The 19,592-nt window shown below is 73.2% G+C and carries 21 protein-coding genes; 11 read left to right on the forward strand and 10 right to left on the reverse strand.

The annotated features are described in order from the left end of the window. Window positions 1–76: 76 nt before the first annotated feature. From ACZ5D2_RS01965 to ACZ5D2_RS01980, 4 genes are read right to left on the reverse strand one after another with little or no spacing between them, the layout of a single operon-like run. Window positions 77–748, reverse strand: a complete 672-nt coding sequence (locus tag ACZ5D2_RS01965; RefSeq protein ID WP_266840035.1) for a response regulator — start codon at window positions 746–748, stop codon at window positions 77–79. After that, the gene (locus ACZ5D2_RS01970; RefSeq protein ID WP_371677810.1) at window positions 745–2,046 is read right to left on the reverse strand and encodes a sensor histidine kinase; all 1,302 of its coding nucleotides are present in this window, start codon (window positions 2,044–2,046) and stop codon (window positions 745–747) included. The genes ACZ5D2_RS01965 and ACZ5D2_RS01970 overlap by 4 nt, the downstream gene beginning before the upstream one ends. 10 nt (window positions 2,047–2,056) lie before the next feature. After that, window positions 2,057–3,265, reverse strand: a complete 1,209-nt coding sequence (locus ACZ5D2_RS01975; RefSeq protein ID WP_468926554.1) for an acyltransferase family protein — start codon at window positions 3,263–3,265, stop codon at window positions 2,057–2,059. Continuing rightward, window positions 3,258–4,256, reverse strand: a complete 999-nt coding sequence (locus tag ACZ5D2_RS01980) for an alpha/beta hydrolase (protein ID WP_468926557.1) — start codon at window positions 4,254–4,256, stop codon at window positions 3,258–3,260. The genes ACZ5D2_RS01975 and ACZ5D2_RS01980 overlap by 8 nt, the downstream gene beginning before the upstream one ends. A 220-nt stretch (window positions 4,257–4,476) precedes the next feature. Here ACZ5D2_RS01980 and ACZ5D2_RS01985 point away from each other — a divergent pair, with 220 nt between their 5' ends. Next, entirely contained in the window at window positions 4,477–4,956 is a 480-nt protein-coding gene (locus ACZ5D2_RS01985) for an HIT family protein (protein WP_371677814.1), read from the forward strand. Between the two features lie 62 nt (window positions 4,957–5,018). Here the strand turns inward: ACZ5D2_RS01985 and ACZ5D2_RS01990 are convergent, their stop codons facing one another. The 5 genes from ACZ5D2_RS01990 to ACZ5D2_RS02010 form a co-directional block, all read right to left on the reverse strand. After that, window positions 5,019–5,660, reverse strand: coding sequence for a LysE family translocator (locus ACZ5D2_RS01990; protein WP_371677815.1), 642 nt, complete (start codon window positions 5,658–5,660; stop codon window positions 5,019–5,021). Window positions 5,661–5,665: 5 nt separating this feature from the next. After that, window positions 5,666–6,073 (reverse strand): nuclear transport factor 2 family protein, encoded by a 408-nt coding sequence (locus ACZ5D2_RS01995; RefSeq protein WP_371677816.1) that lies wholly within the window; start codon window positions 6,071–6,073, stop codon window positions 5,666–5,668. An 81-nt stretch (window positions 6,074–6,154) separates the two neighbouring features. Continuing rightward, complete coding sequence (locus ACZ5D2_RS02000; RefSeq protein ID WP_371677817.1) at window positions 6,155–7,720, reverse strand: serine/threonine-protein kinase; 1,566 nt, start codon at window positions 7,718–7,720, stop codon at window positions 6,155–6,157. A gap of 185 nt (window positions 7,721–7,905) precedes the next feature. Beyond that, the gene (locus tag ACZ5D2_RS02005) at window positions 7,906–8,391 is read right to left on the reverse strand and encodes a MarR family winged helix-turn-helix transcriptional regulator (protein ID WP_371677818.1); all 486 of its coding nucleotides are present in this window, start codon (window positions 8,389–8,391) and stop codon (window positions 7,906–7,908) included. Further along, window positions 8,384–9,031: a DJ-1/PfpI family protein gene (locus tag ACZ5D2_RS02010; protein WP_468926564.1), complete on the reverse strand. Its 648-nt coding sequence runs from the start codon at window positions 9,029–9,031 to the stop codon at window positions 8,384–8,386. The genes ACZ5D2_RS02005 and ACZ5D2_RS02010 overlap by 8 nt, the downstream gene beginning before the upstream one ends. Before the next feature lie 176 nt (window positions 9,032–9,207). Here ACZ5D2_RS02010 and ACZ5D2_RS02015 point away from each other — a divergent pair, with 176 nt between their 5' ends. The 3 genes from ACZ5D2_RS02015 (at window position 9,208) to ACZ5D2_RS02025 (ending at window position 12,146) form a co-directional block, all read left to right on the forward strand. Next, window positions 9,208–10,560, forward strand: a complete 1,353-nt coding sequence (locus ACZ5D2_RS02015; RefSeq protein ID WP_371677820.1) for an aspartate aminotransferase family protein — start codon at window positions 9,208–9,210, stop codon at window positions 10,558–10,560. A gap of 130 nt (window positions 10,561–10,690) precedes the next feature. Further along, entirely contained in the window at window positions 10,691–11,362 is a 672-nt protein-coding gene (locus ACZ5D2_RS02020; RefSeq protein ID WP_371677821.1) for a GntR family transcriptional regulator, read from the forward strand. Between the two features lie 133 nt (window positions 11,363–11,495). Then, entirely contained in the window at window positions 11,496–12,146 is a 651-nt protein-coding gene (locus ACZ5D2_RS02025; protein WP_371677822.1) for a hypothetical protein, read from the forward strand. A gap of 100 nt (window positions 12,147–12,246) precedes the next feature. Here the strand turns inward: ACZ5D2_RS02025 and ACZ5D2_RS02030 are convergent, their stop codons facing one another. Beyond that, window positions 12,247–12,978: an SLATT domain-containing protein gene (locus tag ACZ5D2_RS02030; RefSeq protein ID WP_371677823.1), complete on the reverse strand. Its 732-nt coding sequence runs from the start codon at window positions 12,976–12,978 to the stop codon at window positions 12,247–12,249. 270 nt (window positions 12,979–13,248) lie between these two features. On the opposite strand from ACZ5D2_RS02030, the gene ACZ5D2_RS02035 reads away from it, so the two are divergent. The 7 genes from ACZ5D2_RS02035 to ACZ5D2_RS02065 all read left to right on the forward strand — a co-directional run bounded on the left by ACZ5D2_RS02035 (window position 13,249) and on the right by ACZ5D2_RS02065 (window position 19,548). Beyond that, window positions 13,249–13,593 carry a YbaB/EbfC family nucleoid-associated protein gene (locus ACZ5D2_RS02035; RefSeq protein ID WP_078950239.1) on the forward strand — a complete coding sequence of 115 codons (345 nt, stop codon included), beginning with the start codon at window positions 13,249–13,251 and terminating at the stop codon, window positions 13,591–13,593. Between the two features lie 106 nt (window positions 13,594–13,699). Next, the gene (recR, locus tag ACZ5D2_RS02040) at window positions 13,700–14,299 is read left to right on the forward strand and encodes a recombination mediator RecR (RefSeq protein WP_030228593.1); all 600 of its coding nucleotides are present in this window, start codon (window positions 13,700–13,702) and stop codon (window positions 14,297–14,299) included. After that, window positions 14,292–14,939, forward strand: coding sequence for a DUF5063 domain-containing protein (locus ACZ5D2_RS02045; RefSeq protein WP_371677824.1), 648 nt, complete (start codon window positions 14,292–14,294; stop codon window positions 14,937–14,939). The genes recR and ACZ5D2_RS02045 overlap by 8 nt, the downstream gene beginning before the upstream one ends. 110 nt (window positions 14,940–15,049) lie before the next feature. Next, on the forward strand, window positions 15,050–16,324 hold the full coding sequence (locus ACZ5D2_RS02050; protein WP_266840016.1) for an aspartate kinase: 1,275 nt from the start codon (window positions 15,050–15,052) through the stop codon (window positions 16,322–16,324). Continuing rightward, entirely contained in the window at window positions 16,321–17,394 is a 1,074-nt protein-coding gene (locus ACZ5D2_RS02055; protein WP_371677825.1) for an aspartate-semialdehyde dehydrogenase, read from the forward strand. The genes ACZ5D2_RS02050 and ACZ5D2_RS02055 overlap by 4 nt, the downstream gene beginning before the upstream one ends. Window positions 17,395–17,842: 448 nt before the next feature. Further along, window positions 17,843–18,391: a SigE family RNA polymerase sigma factor gene (locus tag ACZ5D2_RS02060; protein ID WP_371681225.1), complete on the forward strand. Its 549-nt coding sequence runs from the start codon at window positions 17,843–17,845 to the stop codon at window positions 18,389–18,391. Further along, window positions 18,388–19,548: a hypothetical protein gene (locus tag ACZ5D2_RS02065; protein WP_468926573.1), complete on the forward strand. Its 1,161-nt coding sequence runs from the start codon at window positions 18,388–18,390 to the stop codon at window positions 19,546–19,548. The genes ACZ5D2_RS02060 and ACZ5D2_RS02065 overlap by 4 nt, the downstream gene beginning before the upstream one ends. The last annotated feature ends 44 nt before the right edge of the window (window positions 19,549–19,592 follow it).

A 19,592-nucleotide genomic window follows, 5' to 3' on the forward strand; every position in this document is an offset into this window, starting at 1 on the left:
GGCCGCCTCCCCATTGGCCCGCGTCGGCGTAGAAGGGGATTTCCGGGGGTCCCCCGCAAGTACTACGCGGCTTCCCTCAGTAGCCCGCCGGACGGACCAGACCCGTCTCGTACGCGAACACCGCGGCCTGCGTCCGGTCGCGCAGACCCAGCTTCACCAGGATCCGGCTCACGTGGGTCTTCACCGTCTGCTCGGCCACGGTCAGATGTCCGGCGATCTCCGCGTTGGACAGCCCCTGGGCGATCAGCGACAGCACCTCCGTCTCCCGTTCCGTCAGCTCGTCGATCCGGGCCCGGGACGGCGCCCGCGGCGCCCCCAGCCGGGAGAACTCGGTGATCAGTCGCTTTGTGATGTTCGGCGACAGCAGGGCCTCGCCGGCGGCCACCACCCGCACCGCCTCGGCGAGCTGGTCCGCCGAGGCGTCCTTCAGCAGGAAGCCGGAGGCGCCCGCCCGCAGCGCCTCGTACACGTACTCGTCGAGGTCGAAGGTGGTCAGCACCAGCACCTTCACCCTCGACTCCGGCACACCGGTGATGACCGAGGTGGCCTCGATGCCGCCCATGCCGGGCATGCGGATGTCCATCAGCACCACGTCCGGCCCGAGTTCGGCGACCTTCGCCACCGCGTCGGCGCCGTCCACGGCCTGCCCGACCACCTCTATGTCGGGCTGCGCGTTCAGGAGGACGGTGAAGCCCTGCCGGACCATCATCTGGTCGTCGGCGATCATCACCTTGATCGGAGTGCTCATGCGTCCTTCTTCGTCTCGGAGGAGCCGCCCGGCGGGTCCATGGGCAGGACCGCGCTCACCTCGTACCCGCCACCGGGACGCGGCCCGGCGGCCAGCTCGCCCCCCAGCATGCCCGCCCGCTCCCGCATGCCGAGCAGCCCGTGCCCGGCGCCGACGGACGGCGGGGCGACCCGGGAGGGCGCCGAGTTCGCGACGCACAGGTGCAGTTCGCGCGGCCCGTAGGCGATGCCGACCTCGACCCGCGAACCCGGCGCGTGCCGCAGACAGTTGCTCAGCGCCTCCTGGACGATCCGGTACGCGGTCAGCTCGACTCCCGGAGCCAGCGGCCGCCGTATCCCCGCCACCTCGGTGATGACGTCCAGCCCGGCCCCCCGCACGTTGTCCACGAGGCCGTCCAGCTCCGCGAGGGTGGGCTGCGGATGCTGCGGCGCCGCAGGATCACCGGGCTGCTCGGACCGCAGCACCCCCAGGACCCGGCGCAGCTCCGTCAGGGCCTCCAGGGCGTTCTCCCGGATTCCGGCGAGGTTCTCCTTCAGCTCCTCGGACGGGTTCTCCACCAGGTGCGGGGCGACCTGGGCCTGGATGGAGATCACCGACATGTGATGGGCCACCACGTCGTGCAGCTCACGGGCGATCCTGCTGCGCTCCTCCAGCAGGGTCCGCCTGGCCCGTTCCTCCTCGGTCAGGGTCTCCTGGACGACGAGTTGTCCCCGGGCGAGCCGCACCGCGCGCAGGGAGTAACCCAGGAGCCCCACGATGCCGAAGACCAGGCTGGACGTGAAGAAACTGGTGGTGCTGTGATTCGGCTTGAAGAGCAGCTCGGCCACCGCCGAGAGGCCGACGGGGACGGTGACGACCGCGACGGTGGCCCGCGGCGGCACGCGCAGGGCGGCCAGCAGGATCAGCGGGGCGAGGGCGAAGAATCCGGCGGGCATCCACGGCCAGGACTGGCCCTGCCCCACGTGGGAGTGGATCGTCCAGGCGATCAGGCCGGCCGCGAGCAGACCCAGCCACCAGGCGGCGATCGGGCGCGACAGCGCCACCGCGATGGGCACCCCGGACAGGAGGGCCAGCACCAGCGAGGGCCCGCCGGTGACGTGGTAGTGCGACAGCTGCTCGTTGGTGAGGAAGCAGAAGAGCACGGCCGCGTAGAGCACCACCGCGTGCGGCAGCCGGGCCAGCCACCGGGGCCTGGACATCCGGGGGAGCGGATCCCGCCGCAGGGTCAACAGCTCGCTGACCACACGGCCCTTGGCGAGGAGGGCGGTATCCGCCCCGGATGCGCGTTGTTCGGTCACGCGGATCACCCTAAACACGGCCGGCCTCCTCGAACCGGGCCGCCCGGGGCACCGGGACCCGCGGTGCCGCGGAGATCGCGGCAGTGCGCGCGGTGCGGGCGGCCCGAGGCTGCTCGTGAATCCGGAAGGCGGACCAGCAGATGGTCAGGGCGGCCGCGAACACCGGCAGCCACAGCAGCCGCGCGAAGATCCAGCCGAGCGAGCCGGGCGCGGTGTGCAGTCCCGGCAGTTCGGTGGAGAACAGCAGCCCGACGGCGGTCACGGACATCATCGCGGTCTGGTGCCACAGGAAGACGGTCATCGCGGACAGGTTCAGCAGGGCCACCTTCGCCCAGGTACGGGGCCGCCTCATGACCCGGGCCAGCGGTCCGCGCACCAGCAGGGCCAGCCCGCACTGGGCCAGGCCGAAGGTGACGGCGGCCAGCGTCGGCGGGTTCAGGTTGGAGACGGCAGCCCCCGGGACCCCCACCATGGAGGCCGGGTACCCGCCCCAGAGAACCAGCGCGGCGGTGGCGGCCCCGCCGCCGACCAGCAGGAGCAGGGACTGCCGGCGCCGGGAGAAAGCGCCCCGGGACCAGGCCGCGCCCAGGGTGTAGGGGACGAGCCAGCCCGCGGCGACATTGACCCAGCCGATCCACTCCGGCCCGCCGAAGCCGAACCGCCACACGTCCACCCCGGCCACCACGGCCAGTGGCCACAGCGGACCGATCCGGGCGAGGAGCGGGGTGGCCGCGGTGAGCACGGCGAACACCAGCAGGAACCACAGGGGCGACCACACCAGCCTGAGCAGCGTCCGCACGGTCTCCGGCGCGGCGCCGCCCAGCAGCAGCCCGCCCGCCACGACGGCCCACAGCGTCACCACCGCGGCCACCGGCCGGAACAGCCGCCCGAGGCGCTGGCGGACCCAGGCGCCGTACGAGACTCCGCGCGCCTTCGCCGAGGCGTGGCCCTGGGCGGCGACATGACCGCCGACCAGGAAGAACACGGCCAGGGTCTGGAACACCCAGGAAACCGGGGCCAGCCAGGGCATGGCGGCGAGCGGACTCGCGCCGTGCAGGCCGCCGTCGGTGACGGTCAGGGCGGTGACCAGCCAGTGGCCCAGTACCACCCCGAGGATCGCGAAGGCCCGCAGAGCGTCCACGGACCGGTCCCGGTGGGCCGGGGTCGCGCTGTCGACGCGGTCCGCGAGGGCGGACCAGCGGGTGCGGAGCTCACGCATGTGAGGCCTCCTGGCGGATGGGGGAGGCGACGGGGCCGGTGAGACCACCGGGCCCGGCGGCCGGGCCGATGACGATGCGGGCCAGGCTGTCCAGGGACTCCGTGCCGGGCTTGAGGTAGTCGCTGTGTCCGGCGGAGCCCGCCGCGAAGAGCCGCGCACCGAAGGCCGGGTCCACCGGGTCGGTACCGAAACCGAGACCGGCGAAGCGGATATGGGGAACCCCGCCGATCCAGTCCTCGCTGCCCCGGCCGGCCCACACCCGCGCTCCGGTCGGCATCCGGTCGGCGGACGGGAGCCCCGTGCCGGGACTCCCGTAGAGGACGACATCGCTCACGCGGGGTCCGGTGCCGGTCCGGGCGCAGACCACCGAGCCGTAGGAGTGGCAGAGCAGTGAGATCCGGGCGTCGGCGCCGGTCATCTCCCCCAACCGGTTCAGGAACGGTCCCAGTTCGGCGGCCGCCTCCTCGGCGCGGGCGGCCGTCAGGACCGTGGTGCTGACCGTCTCCGGGGTGTCGTACCCGAGCCACGCGACCACCGCGGAGCGGGGATGCTCCCGCTGGAGCCGCTGCTGGAGGGAGCGGGCACCGTCGCGGAAGCGCTGATAGGTGTCCAGCGAGGTGTCCGAGCCGGGCACCAGGACGGCGATCCGGTCGGCGGTGCCCAGATCGCCCAGCACCTCAATGGCACGCCCCTGCCCCCGGCCGTCGAAGGTCAGGAACTGCGCCCCGCCCTTCTGCCCCGGGGCGGCGGTCGCCATCGTCCGCAGCTTCTCGGCGCGGCCGGTCCGCCCCGCGTCCCGAGCCATGCGCGAGGCCTCGCCCAACGCGGCGAGGTTCGTCGTGTAGCGGCTCTGTATCGTCGCGGACGGGGCGAAGGACGCCGGGACGGGCGCGGGAATCCTCGGCGAGGCCGCCGCGGACACGGGGACCACGACGGCCGCGGCGACGAGGCCGGCCAGCAGAGTGCGGCGGATGCGGCTGCCCATGGTCATGGCGTGCCCTTCTTCCCTGACTTCGTAGGAAGAGCGGGTGATCACCCGCTCTCACAACGACGTTAGGAATCAGCCCCCTTGGTCGGCGTCACGCTCCGGAGCGGCCTTTCCTCGTAGCTCTCAGGTATGACAGGCACTACCTCAGAGCCAGCCGGCCCCCGAGCCGATCCGCCAGCCGACCCCAAGGGCCGCTCACCACCGCTGCGTTAGGGTCCGTGCAATGAACAAGAACGACTGGAGACGCGACCGCATCGGCAGCGCGCACCGGGGTGAGAACCCCACCGTCCTGCGCCGCCTCGACTCGGGGTTCGCGGTCATCGGGGACCGCCAGTTCCTGCCCGGCTACTCGGTCCTGCTGACCGACGACCCGGCCGTGACCCGCCTCTCCGAGCTGCCACGGTCCCGCCGCATCTCCTACCTCACCGACCTGGAGCGCCTCGCCGAGGCCGTCGAACGCGCCTGCGCCCGCCTCGACCCGGCCTTCCGCCGCGTGAACATCGAGATCCTGGGCAACACCGACCCCTACCTCCACGCCCACATCTGGCCCCGCTACGAATGGGAGCCCGCCGACCTCGTCGGGATGCCGGTCTGGCTCTACGAGGACGAGGAGTGCTGGCGCGGCGAGCGCCACGCCCTGGCGCCCCGGCACGACGGGCTGCGCACCGCCATCACCGGGGAGCTGGAGACCCTCCTCGGCTAGCGGCCCCTCCGGCCCTCCGGCCCTCCGGCCCCCCCCAGCCCCCCAGCCCTCCCTCCCCGGAGCTACGTCGCCGACGTCGCCACGCGCACCCCGAAGCCGATCAGCACGACCCCCGTCACCCGGTCCATCGTCCGCCGGACGCGCGGGCGCGTGAAGAACCGCCGGGCGTGCGAGAGGACGTAGACGTAGGTGCCCAGCCAGAGCAGGGTCAGCAGCACGTGGACCAGGACGAGGAGCGCCATCCCCGCCGCCGGCCGCAGGCCGTGCGGCGCGAGGGTGGGCAGCAGCCCGGTGTAGAACACGGCGATCTTCGGATTGAGGGCGTTGCTGACCAGACCGGTCCGCCAGGCGCTCCCGCTCCCGCCGCCGGCACCGCTCCCGGCCCCGTCGGGGCCGCCCGGGGAGCCGCCCTCCGGGCCGCCCCCCGGGCGGCGCAGGGACTGGATGCCGAGGAAGCACAGGTATGCCGCGCCCGCGAGCTTGACCCCCAGGTAGACCTCGGCCGAGGCGGCGAGCAGCGCGGCGAGACCGGCCACGGTCAGGGCGCCCCAGAGCAGCAGCCCGGCGGCGATCCCGCCGACGGTGCGCAGCCCGTCGGCCCGCCCCCGTGAGACGGCCCGCCGGGTGACGATGGCCATGTCGGGGCCGGGGACGAGGGTGAGCAGGGCCAAGACGCCGGTAGCTGCGGCGAGTTGCGTGAGCACGCGGCTCAGTCTGCCACCAGCGGTTCGACGTAAACGGCCCTCCAGCGGGGCGCAGGGTCTTGTCCAGGGCTGGTCCAGTACTCCCTCGCGCCGACGATCTCCCCGTCGCGCACGGTCCACAGCGACACGGCCCGGTAGACGACGTGCTCCTCGGGTATCTCCACCTCGGTGACGACGAGGTCCCCGTCCGCGAGGATGCGCAGCACCTCGACCGCGCCGAGGGAGCTCTCGTCGTCCGCGGAGTCCTCCCCCTCGTCGCGGAGCACGGCGACGAAGTTGGCCCTGCCGACGATGCGCTCGCCGCTGACCGGCCACTCGATGACCGCGTCCTCGGCGATGAGCGCGGCCATGCCGTCCCAGTCGCGTGCCTCGATCCGCTCCCACAGTCGTGCCACTACCTTCAACGGCTCCATGTGCCGCAGTGTGCGATGGGCTCTTCGTACGCAACAAGCTTTGCTTTCAGGCTTATTGACTTCGACACAATCGGCTGCCGACTACTCCCGGTGATACGTGAGAGGGGGGTTCGATCCCCCGTCCAGCTCGCGCAGCAGGGTGCCGTCGGGCAGCAGGCGCAGCCGGCTCCGGCCGCCGGGAGTGCAGGTGGGAGGGGGGCCGGAGGTGAGGGTGGAGGCGTCGAGCTCCACCGGGTCGGGGGCTCCGCGCAGGGTGGCCCGCCAGGAGCAGGAGTAGCCGGGGTCGTCCACGCGCAGGGTCATCACGGGCTCGCCGACCGCCCCGGCGGTGAGGTCCAGGCGCCAGGTCGCGCTGCCGGAGGCGGCCCGCCAGGTGCCGGCGTAGGACTGGGGGAGCCGGCCGGCCGGGCCGCCTCCCGCGGAGGTTCCGGTCGCGGGGGCCTTGGGGTCGGCGGGGCCCGCCCCGGTGGGCGGGGACGGGGCGGAGGCGGTGACGGCCGGGCCCGGAGGGAGGGGATCCGGGTCGCTGCTCATCACCGCGTACACCGTGCCGCCCGCCGCCGCCGCGACCACGACGGCGACGGCCACCAGGAAGGCGGTCGACGCCGCGTGGGGCCGGGGCGCCGGTTCGGCGGACGGCCCGTAGGAGTACGACGGGGGCAGGACCGGCGGCGGTGGCGGGGGCGCCACGGCGGTGGGGGTCGGGAGGACGACATGCCGCGGACCGGAGTCCTCGCGGTCGAGGAGCTGTACGGCGTGCCGTCCGAGCCGGTCCACGAGCGGCGCCGGAAGCCACGCTTCCAGGGCGCGCCCGTTCGCCACCGTGCCGCCCGCCCCGACCCGGTCCAGGACCGCCGCCGGATCGGGCCGCGCCGCGGGGTCCTTGCGCAGGCAGTCCGCGACCAGTTCCCGCAGTTCGGGCGGTACGCCGTCCAGATCGGGTTCCGCTTCGACGATGCGCAGCAGCAGCCCCGCGGCCCCGCCGGGGTGTTCCGCGTCGCCGAAGGGCAGCCGCCCGGTGGCCGCGTAGGCCAGCACGGCGCCGAGGCAGAAGACGTCGCAGGCCGGGGTGACCGCCTCGCCGCGGACCTGCTCGGGAGCCATGAACCCGGGCGAGCCGACCAGTTCCCCCGGCCGGGTCAGACCGGCGTCGCGGGTGTCGAGCGGGCGGGCGATGCCGAAGTCGATGACGCGGGGCCCGTCGAGGGTGAGGAGGACGTTGGACGGTTTCAGGTCGCGGTGGATGAGGCCCGCGCGGTGGATGTCCTGGAGGGCGTACGCGAGTCCGGCGGCCAGGACCAGCACGGTACGGGTGGGAAGGGGGCCGAAGTCGTGCGCCACGGCCCGGCGCAGGCTCGGCCCGGCGACGTACCCGGTGGCGAACCAGGGGACTTCGGCCTCGGTGTCGGCGTCGAGGACGGGAGCGGTCCACGCGCCGCCGACCCGGCGGGCGGCCGCGACCTCCTGGCGGAACCGGGCGCGGAACTCCTCGCGGAGGGCGAGTCCGGGGTGGACGAGCTTCACCGCGACGGTGCGGCCGCGGTCGGACCGGGCGAGGTAGACCTGTCCCATGCCGCCGGCGCCGAGGCGGGACAGGACGCGGTACGGGCCGACGTGTTGGGGGTCGGCGGGGTGCAGCGGTTCCATCGGCGGTTGGTCCTTCCCCGGGGGCGGCCCGACGGGCCGAGCGTAGTTCGCCGCGCGGGGCGAGGGGGAGTATCGGGCCGGGGCGGGCCGGTCCGGGCGGGGGCGCTCCGCTGCGGCCCCGCCGCCGGAGGCCGCACCCCGCCCCGCCTCAAGCGCCCCCGCCCCCTCAAGCGCCCCCGCCCCCCTCAAGCGTCGGCGTCGCCGGATCCGGTGATGGCGGTCAGGGCTGCCGAGAGGCGGTTCAGGACGCGGGTCGTCTCGGCGAAGGCCTCGTCGCCCAGCTCCGCCGCCAGGCGGGTGGCCAGGTCGGCGTGGCCCGGGTCGATGCGGGCGATCGCGGCGCGCCCCTCCTCCGTCGGGCGCAGCAGCTTCGCGCGGCGGTGGGCCGGGTTCGGGGCGTACGCGGCGAGGCCCTGGGTCACCAGCAGGTCCGCCACCCGCTGCACGCTCTGCCGGGTGATCCCCATGGCCCGCGCGATGCCCGCCACCGGCAGCGGCTCGCGCAGTACGGCCCCCAGGACCTGCCACCAGGCCGCCGTCAGCCCGGCCGGGCGGGCCAGCTCCTCCGACAGCGCGAGGAACTGGCCGTTCAGGTGGAAGACGCCGAGCGCCGTCCCGCTCAGCAGGTCCTGCCGCTCCCGTACCGAAAGCGGAGGTACCGGCTCAGGCATCTCCGGCCTCCGCCGCGGCCATCAGCACCGGGTAGGCGCTCGCGTCGGAGTCGTGGAACAGCCGGTACCAGGCGTCCAGCACGTCCGGCCGGTAGACGCCGAGCCGCGCGAAGACCTCGCGGGCGAAGGCCACCGGTTCGGTCGGGCCCGCCGTGATCAGGTCGCCGTCGGTGACGGCGTCGGCCTCCACGTAGTGCGCGGCGCCCCCGTACCCCGGCTGCTGTGCCAGGTGGAAGGAGGCCGCGCCGGTGTGGGCGCGCCCGTCCAGGAGGCCCGCGCGGGCGAGGCCCGCCGTGGCCCCGCAGATCGCCGCGACCGGGACCCCGGCCGCCAGGAACGCGCGGGCCTTCGCGGCGAACGGGGCCAGCTCGTCGCCCGTCTCCCAGAGTGAGGCGCCGGTCAGGATCAGCAGCGAGGAGTCCTCGGGGCGCAGGTCCGCGAGGGCCAGGTCGGGCTGGATCCGGATCCCGCCCATCGTGGTGACGGGCCGCCCGGCGGCGGGGCCGACCGTGCGGACCGCGTGGCCGCGCTGGGCGAGGTGCGCGGTGGTGTGGCCGGTCTCCCAGTCCGCGTACGTGTCGTAGACCGCGAGGTGGACGGGCTTGGACTCGGGCCGGGGCCCGCTCGGGGTTCCGCTCATGGTGCTCGCCTCCGGATCGCAAGGGGCCTCTGACGAGAGGTCTATGACAAGAGACTGTCATTTTGGGAGCATGCTGTCAATGTTCGGTTTCGGCAGACAGACTGCCGAGGGCGGGCGCCCACCCGCATACAGTCCGCCGATATCCCTTCCGACCTGCGCACTTCTAGCGTGACGGCATGACCCCTCATGTCACCGGTGCGGCCGTCAAGGCCGCCGACCGCGCTCACGTCTTCCACTCGTGGTCCGCCCAGGCCCTGATCGACCCGCTGGCCGTCGCCGGGGCCGAGGGCTCGTACTTCTGGGACTACGACGGCAACCGCTTCCTCGACTTCTCCTCCCAGCTGGTCAACACCAACATCGGCCACCAGCACCCCAAGGTGGTCGCCGCGATCCAGGAGCAGGCCGCCCGGCTCTGCACCCTCGCGCCCGGTTTCGCCGTCGACGTCCGCTCCGAGGCCGCACGCCTCATCGCCGAGCGCACCCCCGGTGACCTGGACAAGATCTTCTTCACCAACGGCGGCGCCGAGGCCGTGGAGAACGCCGTACGGATGGCCCGGCTGCACACCGGCCGCCAGAAGGTGCTGTCCACGTACCGCTCGTACCACGGCGCCACCGCCGCCGCGATCAACCTGACCGGCGACCCGCGCCGCTGGCCGTCCGACACGGCCGCCGCCGGGGTCGTGCACTTCTGGGGCCCGTTCCTCTACCGCTCGCCCTTCCACGCGACGACCGAGGCCGAGGAGTGCGAGCGCGCCCTCGCCCACCTCGCCGACACGATCGCCTTCGAGGGTCCGGCGACCATCGCCGCGATCATCCTGGAGTCGGTGCCGGGCACCGCCGGGATCATGACCCCGCCGGCCGGGTACCTCGCCGGGGTGCGCGAGCTCTGCGACCGCCACGGCATCGTCTTCATCCTCGACGAGGTCATGTCGGGCTTCGGCCGCACGGGCAAGTGGTTCGCCGCCGAGCACTGGGACGTCACCCCGGACCTGATCACCTTCGCCAAGGGCGTGAACAGCGGATACGTGCCGCTGGGCGGCGTGGCCATCTCCGCCGCCATCGCCGAGACCTTCGCCACCCGCCCCTACCCGGGCGGACTGACCTACTCCGGTCACCCGCTGGCCTGCGCCGCCGCCGTCGCGACGATCAACACGATGGAGGAGGAGGGCATCGTCGCGAACGCCGCCCGCATCGGCGCCGAGGTGATCGCCCCGGGCCTGGCCGCGATCGCCGAGCGGCACCCGTCCGTCGGCGAGGTGCGCGGGCTCGGCACCTTCTGGGCGCTGGAACTCGTACGGGACAAGGAGACGCGCGAGCCGCTCGTCCCGTACAACGCGGCCGGTGCCGCGAACGCGCCCATGGCCGAATTCGCGGCGGCCTGCAAGGCCTCCGGTCTGTGGCCGTTCGTGAACATGAACCGGACGCACGTCGTCCCGCCCTGCACGGTCACGGAAACCGAGGCCAAGGAGGGTCTGGCACTCCTCGACGAGGCCCTGTCGGTCGCCGACCGGCACACCGTGGGCGCGTAGTCCGACGGGCCGGACGCCAGGTCGTCCGGATAACGAGCGGTACATCCGCATATCGGCCATGGAACCGATCGGTTTCAGCCGCGCTGCCTGGCCTAAGGTGTCCGAAGATCTACGGAGGAGACGGACCCCTATGCCAGGCAGCGGAAGCGGAGCCGTCACCCGCAACACCCTTCGGCAGCAGATCGCGGACGCGCTGCGCGACGAGGTGCTCGCGGGTCGTCTGCCGCCGGGGACCGAGTTCACGGTCAAGCAGATCGCCGAGCAGTACGAGGTCTCCGCGACCCCGGTGCGCGAAGCGCTGGTCGACCTCTCGGCCCAGGGGCTGCTGGAGTCGGTGCAGCACCGCGGGTTCCGGGTGCGGACCTACACCGTCGACGACTTCCGGGGCATGATCGAGGCCCGCACGCTGGTCCTCGACGGCATCTTCCGCTGCCTCGTCGAACGCGGCGTCGCGCCCGGAGCGGCCGAGATGCTGGTGTCGGTGCGCCGTCGCGGGGAGGAGGCGCGGCGGGCCGCCCGGAGCGGTTCGCTCGAAGTGCTCATCGGCTACGACCTGCGGTTCTGGCGGGAGCTCAGCGGGCTGGTCGGCAACCGCTACATCTCCGAGTTCCTGCACCGGATCCGGATCCAGTGCTGGGTCTTCTCCGTACCGCACCTCCAGGGGTCGCCGGAGCTGCGGACCGCGCTGTGGGACGGGCACAACGAGCTGGTCGACGCCGTGACACTGGCCGACGCCGAAGAGGTGCGGCGCCTCATGCGGGCGTACAACCAGCACGGTCTGGACTGGGCCGCCCGGCTCTGAGGGGCCGCCGTGGCCGCCCCCGGTTCCACCCGCCCGCCGTCCCGGGTTCCCCCGGGTTCTGCGCACCCCTTCGCTGAGGGTGTCCGGAGCACTACTCTGACCGGATCGGCGGCAACGACTGATCGGAGCCCGCGTGGCCTGTGACCTGTGGCTGGTCCCCCTTGTCGACGTGCTGTGCCACAGCCCCGACAACCCCTTCGCGGAAGAGATCGCCTCGTACGACAAGGCGCTGGGCGAGGCGGGTCTGCCGTCGGTGCCCGTGTTCGCTTACATGCCGGGCCTGAGCGGGGACGTGGCCCCGGTGGCCGGCTTCGACTACGACGCCCTGCACTTCCTGAGGCGGGCGTACCTGCTCCAGATCTGCGGGCTGCCGGTGACCCCGGTGGACGAGCTGGGCGGGGATTACGAGCAGCTGCTGGAGATGTTCGAGGCGACGGCGCAGCAGTCCCACCTGGTGTGGCACTACGACCACGCCGGGGCGTACGTCCCGGTGGACTTCCCGGCTCCGCTGGCCAACGACGAGCTGCTGGCGGGGGGCGGTCCGCTGGGATCGGCGCAGGGGCTGCTGCGGGAGCTGGCCTTCGTGGCCCCCGCGATCGGGATCGACCCGGGGAACCCGCCGGCCGCGCCGGCGCCGCCCGGCGGGCCGACGTCGCTGGAGGAGCCGGCGGGTCCGATTCCGTACGACGCGAGCCCCTTCGCGCGGGAGCGGCACGTGTGGCTGGGGCTGCACGCGGCGGCGACGCGGAGCCTCGGACAGGGCTCGATGATCATCTTCAGCTGAGCGCCACCCGGCCGGGGCCGCCGGGCTGCAGGGCACGGGGCACGGTGCGCGGGGCACCGGGCGCAGGGCACCGGGCGGCGACCCGCCCCCCCGCCGTGCCTCAGCGGGGCTGCTCCGGCGGCCGCTGGCGGGGCATGTTCGGGCGGGTGCCCGGCGGGAGCGGGAACCGGGCCGGGGGCACGTACGCGTCCGGGCGGGCGGGGGCCCCGGCCAGGGACTGCATCACCAGCGGCGCCGGGCCCGCGCGGAACTCCACCATCCAGTCGGCGGTCTCGGAACGCACCAGCTCCGTGATGTCCTCCGAGAACCGGCGCAGCACCGTCAGACACCGCTCCGCGGCCTCGCCGGCGGTGCCCTCCGTCGGGCCGAGCACCTCCCGTACGTTCTCCGAGGCCCAGTCGAACTGGAGGGTCTGCAGGCGGCGCTGCACCGCCTGGGCGGTCGCGACGTCCCGCATCCAGCCCGAGGTCAGCCCGAAGAACCGGTCGCAGGCCAGGCACGCGGCGGCCAGCAGCAGCGACAGGTACCCGTACGAGGACGCGCCCGGCGCCGCGCCCGTCAGCTCCAGCAGGGGCATCGCGGCACCCGCGACGGCGCCCAGGGCCGCGCCGGCCCGCAGTGTCCGCGCGCCCCGGCGCTTCCAGGCCCGGTCGGAGAGGTACCACTCGGCGGTGCGCAGCGCGTCGGCCTCCACCCGGCGGTAGAGCTCGTCGAGCCGCTCGGCGGGTTCGCCCCAGTCCCCGAGCGGGAACGGCCGGCCGGTCAGGTCGCCGTCGCCGTCCTCCGCGGGATCCCGGGGTGGCCCCTCGGGCTGCATCTCCGGCTGACTCACCCGGCACTCCCTCTGCCTGCGCTGACGTCTCTGTGGTGCGCGTGTGCGCAATGATGCGCATGCTCTTCCTACCTTCGAATGACGCGCGATGGACAACGAATCCCGGGTTTTCCGCCCACACGGAGGGCGCCATCAGGTACGCGCACGCCCCGACTCTCACTCGAAAGAGTTGGTCCTCCCGGCGTAGGGCGCGGCGCGCGGGGAGCACGTAGGCTCGGATTGACCGAGCGTTCCCGAAGGTCGTAGCGACGACGTATGGAGTGAGCACCTGTGATTCCCGGTGGTGGCCAGCCCAACATGCAGCAGCTGCTCCAGCAGGCCCAGAAGATGCAGCAGGACCTCGCCGCGGCGCAGGAGGAGCTGGCTCTGGCCGAGGTCGAGGGCCAGGCCGGAGGCGGTCTGGTCAAGGCCACCGTCACCGGTTCCGGTGAACTGCGGGCGCTGGTGATCGACCCGAAGGCCGTGGACCCGGAGGACACCGAGACCCTCGCCGACCTGGTGGTCGCGGCGGTCCAGGCGGCCAACGAGAACGCGCAGGCGCTCCAGCAGCAGAAGCTGGGACCGCTGGCCCAGGGCCTGGGCGGCGGCAGCGGGATCCCCGGCCTCCCGTTCTGACCCCGGCCCGAGACCCGGGCCCGAGCGGGGCCCGGCTCCCGGTGGTACGGGCTCCGCAGACGTCCCGAAGACACGACAGAGAAGACCAGAGAAAGAAGGCAGTCCGTTGTACGAAGGCGTGGTCCAGGACCTGATCGACGAACTGGGCAGGCTGCCCGGCGTCGGGCCCAAGAGCGCGCAGCGGATCGCCTTCCACATCCTGCAGGCCGAGCCCACCGACGTCCGCCGCCTCGCGCACGCGCTGCTGGAGGTCAAGGCCAAGGTCCGGTTCTGCGCGGTGTGCGGGAACGTGGCGCAGGAGGAGCGGTGCGGGATCTGCCGTGACCCGCGCCGCGACACGACGGTCATCTGCGTGGTCGAGGAGCCGAAGGACGTCGTCGCGATCGAGCGGACCCGCGAATTCCGGGGCAAGTACCACGTCCTCGGCGGCGCCATCAGCCCGATCGAGGGCGTCGGCCCGGACGACCTGCGCATCCGCGAGCTGCTCGCGCGCCTCGCGGACGGGACGGTCACCGAGCTGATCCTGGCGACCGACCCGAACCTGGAGGGCGAGGCGACCGCCACCTACCTCGCCCGCATGATCAAGCCCATGGGCCTCAAGGTCACCCGCCTGGCCAGCGGGCTCCCCGTCGGGGGAGATCTGGAGTACGCGGACGAGGTCACGCTCGGGCGGGCCTTTGAAGGAAGGCGACTTCTCGATGTCTGACGCAACGCTGCACGCCCTCGGACAGGATCCGGACGACTTCGCGGCCTCGATCGCGGACCAGATCGAATCCTTCATCGTCGCGGTCACCGAGGTGGCCAAGGGCGAGGACCCGGACAGCGCCGTTCCCTTCCTCCTCCTGGAGGTCTCCCAGCTGCTGCTGGCGGGCGGCCGGCTGGGCGCGTACCAGGACGTCCTGCCCGAAGAGCGCTACGAGCCCGACCTGGGCCCGGAGCCGGACGTGGACGACCTGCGCGAGCGCTTCGCCGTCATGCTGGAGCCGGTCGACGTCTACTCCGAGGTCTTCGACCCGTACGAGCCGCGCAAGGCCCCGGTCGCGCACCGGATCTCCGACGACCTCGCCGACGTGGTCGCCGACCTGCGCCACGGCCTCATCCACCACCAGGCCGGCCGGATCACCGAGGCGCTGTGGTGGTGGCAGTTCTCGTACTTCACCAACTGGGGTCCGACGGCCTCGGCCACCCTGCGCGCCCTCCAGTCGCTGATCGCGCACGTCCGCCTGGACCAGCCGCTGGCCGCCCTCGACGGTCTCGACACGGACGAGGACCTGACCGAGGAGGAGCTCGCGGAGCAGGCCGGGCTGGTCATGGCCGAGGAGCTGGGGCGGCTCGGCCGCAAGTGACGGCAACCGGAGCGCTGATCCTTTCGTCTCATGATGTGGTACGGGGCGGTCGGATCCCGACCGCTCGTTAGACTGCACCAGCAATGAGACGGACCGAGCGAGGAGCGCACGTGGGCCTTGTCGTGCAGAAGTACGGAGGCTCCTCCGTAGCCGATGCCGAGGGCATCAAGCGCGTCGCCAAGCGGATCGTGGATGCCAAGAAGAACGGCCACCAGGTGGTCGTCGTGGTTTCCGCGATGGGCGACACTACGGACGAGCTGATCGATCTCGCCGAGCAGGTATCTCCGATGCCTGCGGGGCGCGAATTCGACATGCTGCTGACCGCCGGAGAGCGCATCTCCATGGCCCTGCTGGCCATGGCGATCAAAAACCTGGGCCACGAGGCCCAGTCGTTCACCGGTAGCCAGGCAGGCGTGATCACCGACTCGGTCCACAACAAAGCGCGCATCATCGATGTGACGCCGGGCCGGATCCGCACCGCGCTGGACGAGGGCAACATCGCCATCGTCGCCGGCTTCCAGGGTGTGTCCGCGGACTCCAAGGACATCACCACCCTCGGCCGGGGCGGCTCGGACACCACCGCCGTGGCGCTGGCCGCCGCGCTGGACGCCGAGGTCTGCGAGATCTACACCGATGTCGACGGCGTCTTCACCGCGGACCCCCGCGTCGTGAAGAAGGCCCGGAAGATCGACTGGATCTCCTCCGAGGACATGCTGGAGCTCGCGGCCTCCGGCTCCAAGGTGCTGCTGCACCGCTGCGTCGAGTACGCCCGCCGCTACAACATCCCGATCCACGTCCGCTCGTCCTTCTCGGGACTGCCGGGCACCTGGGTCAGCAACGAGAATCCGCAAGGGGACGCGCAGGTGGAGCACGCCATCATCTCCGGAGTCGCTCACGACGTCTCCGAAGCCAAGATCACGGTCGTCGGCGTCCCGGACAAGCCGGGCGAGGCCGCGGCGATCTTCCGGGCCATCGCGGACGCCGAGATCAACATCGACATGATCGTCCAGAACGTGTCGGCGGCCTCCACCGGCCTGACCGACATCTCCTTCACCCTCCCCAAGGCCGAGGGCCACAAGGCCATCGACGCCCTGGAGAAGGCGAAGGGCCAGATCGGCTTCGACTCGCTGCGCTACGACGACCAGATCGGCAAGATCTCCCTGGTCGGCGCGGGCATGAAGACGAACCCGGGCGTCACCGCCTCCTTCTTCCAGGCGCTGTCCGACGCGGGCGTGAACATCGAGCTGATCTCCACCTCCGAGATCCGCATCTCGGTCGTCACCCGCCAGGACGACGTCAACGACGCCGTCCGCGCGGTGCACACGGCCTTCGGACTGGACTCCGACAGCGACGAGGCCGTCGTCTACGGAGGCACCGGACGATGACGGTGCCCCGGTCCTCCGGCCCGGCGCTCGCCGTGGTCGGGGCGACCGGAGCCGTCGGTTCGGTCCTGCTCCAGATCCTGTCCCAGCGGGCGGACGTCTGGGGCGACATCCGCCTGATCGCCTCCCCGCGCTCGGCCGGCCGCCTGCTGGCCGTCCGTGGGGAGGAGACCGAGGTGCTCGCCCTCACCGAGGACGCCTTCGACGGCTTCGGCGCGGGCGACGTCGTGCTCTTCCTGACCCCGGCCGAGGTGTCGGCGCGCTGGGCCCCCGTGGTGACCGCGCGCGGTGCCGTCGTGGTGGACCAGTCCGCCGCCTTCCGGGAAGACCCCGAGGTGCCCCTGGTGGTGCCCGAGGTGAACGGCCACGCCGTACGGATCCGGCCGCGCGGGATCGTCGCGGGCCCGGACTGCGTGACGGCCGCCATGATCGCCGCCCTGGGCGCGCTGCACGCCGAGTACGGACTGGCCGACCTGGCCGTCTCCTCGTACCAGGCCGCCAGCGCGGCCGGCCGGGCCGGTTCCGAGGCGCTGCGCCGCCAGCTGTCGCTGGTCGCCGGGAGCTCCCTGGGGGAGCAGACCGGGGACGTGCGCCGGGCCGTGGGCGAGGACACCGGCCCCTTCGCGGCTCCGCTCGCGCTGAACGTGGTGCCCTGGTCCGGGGAGCTGCGCGAGGGCGGCTGGTCCTCGCACGAGCTGGCCGTACGGGCGGAGACCCGGCGGATCCTGGGGCTGGAGACGCTGCCGATCGCGGTGACCTGCGTACAGGTTCCCGTGGTGACCGGCCATTCCCTGACGGTTCGGGCCCGCTTCGAGCGGGAGGTGGACGCCGGGCACGCCAGGGAGATCCTGGAGGCGGCGCCCGGCGTGGTGCTCGTCGACGATCCCGAGGCCGGGGAGTTCCCCACACCCGCCGACGCGGCCGGTACGGATCCGGCCTGGGTGGGGCGGGTACGGGCCTCGCTCGACGACCCCCGCTCCCTGGAGTTCTTCGTGTGCGCGGACAATCTGCGCAAGGGTGCCGCGCTGAATGCCACGCAGATCTCGGAACTGATCGCGGGTGAATTCGCGTAATTCGCTTTGTAGGATCGGTACCGATCCCTTGATCAAGGTGATGGCCCGACTGCCGTCTGGATAAATGGGGCAATCGGGAAGAGCGGGTACGCATGAAGGCAATGGGGAAATTGCTGGTTACTCTGCCGCACGCGTACAACCCTCACGGGGGGACGCGTGTCCAACCGGCGTGGCAGAGGCACTGTTGGAATACGCCGTCGTACCGGCGCGCCCCGGGATCGTTCCCCCGCGCCGCCGCTCGCTCGCGGCAGGCGGCTCCGGCGGCTTCCCCGTGATCGTTCCTGTCCCGCCGGCAAGCGTTCCGGCCGCCGTGCCGCCCGTCCTGCCGACCCTCGGCGGGCGCGTGCCCGCGCCGCGCGACAGCGCGTCCACGGAAGCGGCCGGCGGACCGGCCGGCGGGCCGGTCAGCGGACCTTCCGATGGACCGGACACGGCGGCGGCCGGCGCCGTGCCCGCCGCGCCGCCGCCCGAGACGGCGGCCGACGGCGCTCCCGTCGTGGCCGGGACCACGGTCGACCACCTCACCGAGACCTACCAGGCCCACTACCGGTCCCTGCTGGGCCTGGCCGCGCTGCTCCTCGACGACACGGCCTCCTGCGAGGACGTGGTCCAGGAGGCCTTCATCCGCGTCCACTCGGCCCGCAACCGGGTGCGCGACCGCGACAAGACACTGGCCTATCTCCGCCAGACCGTCGTGAACCTCTCGCGTTCCGCGCTGCGCCGCCGCATCCTCGGTCTCAAGCTGCTGTCCAAGCCGATGCCGGACATGGCCAGCGCGGAGGAAGGGGCCTACGACCAGCTGGAGCGGGACGACCTGATCAAGGCGATGCGTGGGCTCCAGCGCCGCCAGCGCGAGGTGCTGGTGCTGCGCTACTTCGCGGACATGACGGAGGTCCAGGTCGCCGAGACGCTCGGGATATCGCTCGGCTCGGTCAAGGCGTACGGGTCGCGGGGCATTGCCGCGCTGAGGGTGGCGATGGAGGCAGCGCAGTCATGAGGGACGAACACGAGAACCCGCGGGGCACGGCCGCACCGGGCACCGGTGACGAGCAGGTCCTGCGGAGTCTGCTGACCGGGGCGGTGCAGGGCCTGGAACCCTCCGAGGGGGCCCTGGAGCGGCTGCGCCACGCGGTGCCCGTCCGCCGGGCGCGCAAGCGGCAGGCACTCGTCGGGGCGGCTGCGGCGGCCCTGCTGGCCGGCACCGCGATCCCGGCCGCGCTGCACCTGGGCACCGACCAGGGCGCCGCCGCCGGACACTCGGCGATGGCCGGTCACGGCGAGGCACAGGGCGGCAGGACCGGCGGCCCCTCCGACCCGCACCAGAACGGCTCCGGCGACGGGACGGGGACCGGGCCGAAGCCCGCGAAGCCCGCCGGCGCGGACCAGGAGGCGGGCGGCGCCGGCGGCAAGCCGTCCCCGCAGGTCAGCGGCTCCCCCTCCGGCGGTACGGCGACGGGCGGCCCGTCCGACGCCGGAGCCGTCGCGGGCACCTCGAACGGAGCAGGCCACGGCCCGCCCCCGGTGGGCGCCGCCCCCGGCGTCGCGGGCTGCACCGCCGGACAGCTCGGGGTGGCCGGCAGTGCCCGTGCCCCCGGGCCCGACGGCAAGGTGCTCGGCAGTTTCAAGGTCACCAACGTCTCCGCCAAGGGCTGTACGGTCACCGGCCCGGACACCGTGACCGCCGCGGCGGTCCCCGCCGGGCCGCCGCCCGCGCAGTCCGCAGGGGTGACGGTCACCGGCCACACGGCGGGCGACCCGGCGAGCGGGCTGCTGCCCGACCCGTCGGCGGAGACCCAGGTGCTGTTCCTGGAGCCGAACACGGCGTACGAAGTGCGCTTCGCCTGGGTGCCCTCGGGAGCCTCCTGCCCGACACCCCCCGGCCCGCCGGCCAAGCCCCAGCAGGGCGACGGCACGCAGCCGGCCGGTACGGAGACGGCCACGGGAGCGCCCGCCGCCGCGCCGGGCGGTGACGGGACCGCGGCCGCCGCCGCTCCGGGCCCGGACCCGCAGACCGGCGGTACGGACACCCAGCCGGGCGGAGTGGCGGTCTCGCACACCCCGGCCACGGGCGATCCGGTCACCCGGACCACCATTCCCGAGGCCTGCGGCGGGACGGTCTACCGGACGGGCATCATCCCGCAGACGACGCCGTAGCGCGGAGCCGGCGTCCGGGCCGGACCGGGCGCCGGACCGGCGGG

Source organism: Streptomyces sp. NPDC031479 (assembly GCF_055581065.1).

What these genes read in the sequence shown, in the direction of transcription:
- ACZ5D2_RS01965 (WP_266840035.1), bottom strand. Translation starts at nt 748, where the DNA reads ATGAGCACTCCGATCAAGGTGATGATCGCCGACGACCAGATGATGGTC.
- ACZ5D2_RS01975 (WP_468926554.1), bottom strand. Translation starts at nt 3,265, where the DNA reads ATGCGTGAGCTCCGCACCCGCTGGTCCGCCCTCGCGGACCGCGTCGAC.
- ACZ5D2_RS01980 (WP_468926557.1), bottom strand. Translation starts at nt 4,256, where the DNA reads ATGACCATGGGCAGCCGCATCCGCCGCACTCTGCTGGCCGGCCTCGTC.
- ACZ5D2_RS01985 (WP_371677814.1), top strand. Translation starts at nt 4,477, where the DNA reads ATGAACAAGAACGACTGGAGACGCGACCGCATCGGCAGCGCGCACCGG.
- ACZ5D2_RS01995 (WP_371677816.1), bottom strand. Translation starts at nt 6,073, where the DNA reads ATGGAGCCGTTGAAGGTAGTGGCACGACTGTGGGAGCGGATCGAGGCA.
- ACZ5D2_RS02000 (WP_371677817.1), bottom strand. Translation starts at nt 7,720, where the DNA reads ATGGAACCGCTGCACCCCGCCGACCCCCAACACGTCGGCCCGTACCGC.
- ACZ5D2_RS02005 (WP_371677818.1), bottom strand. Translation starts at nt 8,391, where the DNA reads ATGCCTGAGCCGGTACCTCCGCTTTCGGTACGGGAGCGGCAGGACCTG.
- ACZ5D2_RS02010 (WP_468926564.1), bottom strand. Translation starts at nt 9,031, where the DNA reads ATGAGCGGAACCCCGAGCGGGCCCCGGCCCGAGTCCAAGCCCGTCCAC.
- ACZ5D2_RS02015 (WP_371677820.1), top strand. Translation starts at nt 9,208, where the DNA reads ATGACCCCTCATGTCACCGGTGCGGCCGTCAAGGCCGCCGACCGCGCT.
- ACZ5D2_RS02020 (WP_371677821.1), top strand. Translation starts at nt 10,691, where the DNA reads ATGCCAGGCAGCGGAAGCGGAGCCGTCACCCGCAACACCCTTCGGCAG.
- ACZ5D2_RS02045 (WP_371677824.1), top strand. Translation starts at nt 14,292, where the DNA reads ATGTCTGACGCAACGCTGCACGCCCTCGGACAGGATCCGGACGACTTC.
- ACZ5D2_RS02055 (WP_371677825.1), top strand. Translation starts at nt 16,321, where the DNA reads ATGACGGTGCCCCGGTCCTCCGGCCCGGCGCTCGCCGTGGTCGGGGCG.
- ACZ5D2_RS02065 (WP_468926573.1), top strand. Translation starts at nt 18,388, where the DNA reads ATGAGGGACGAACACGAGAACCCGCGGGGCACGGCCGCACCGGGCACC.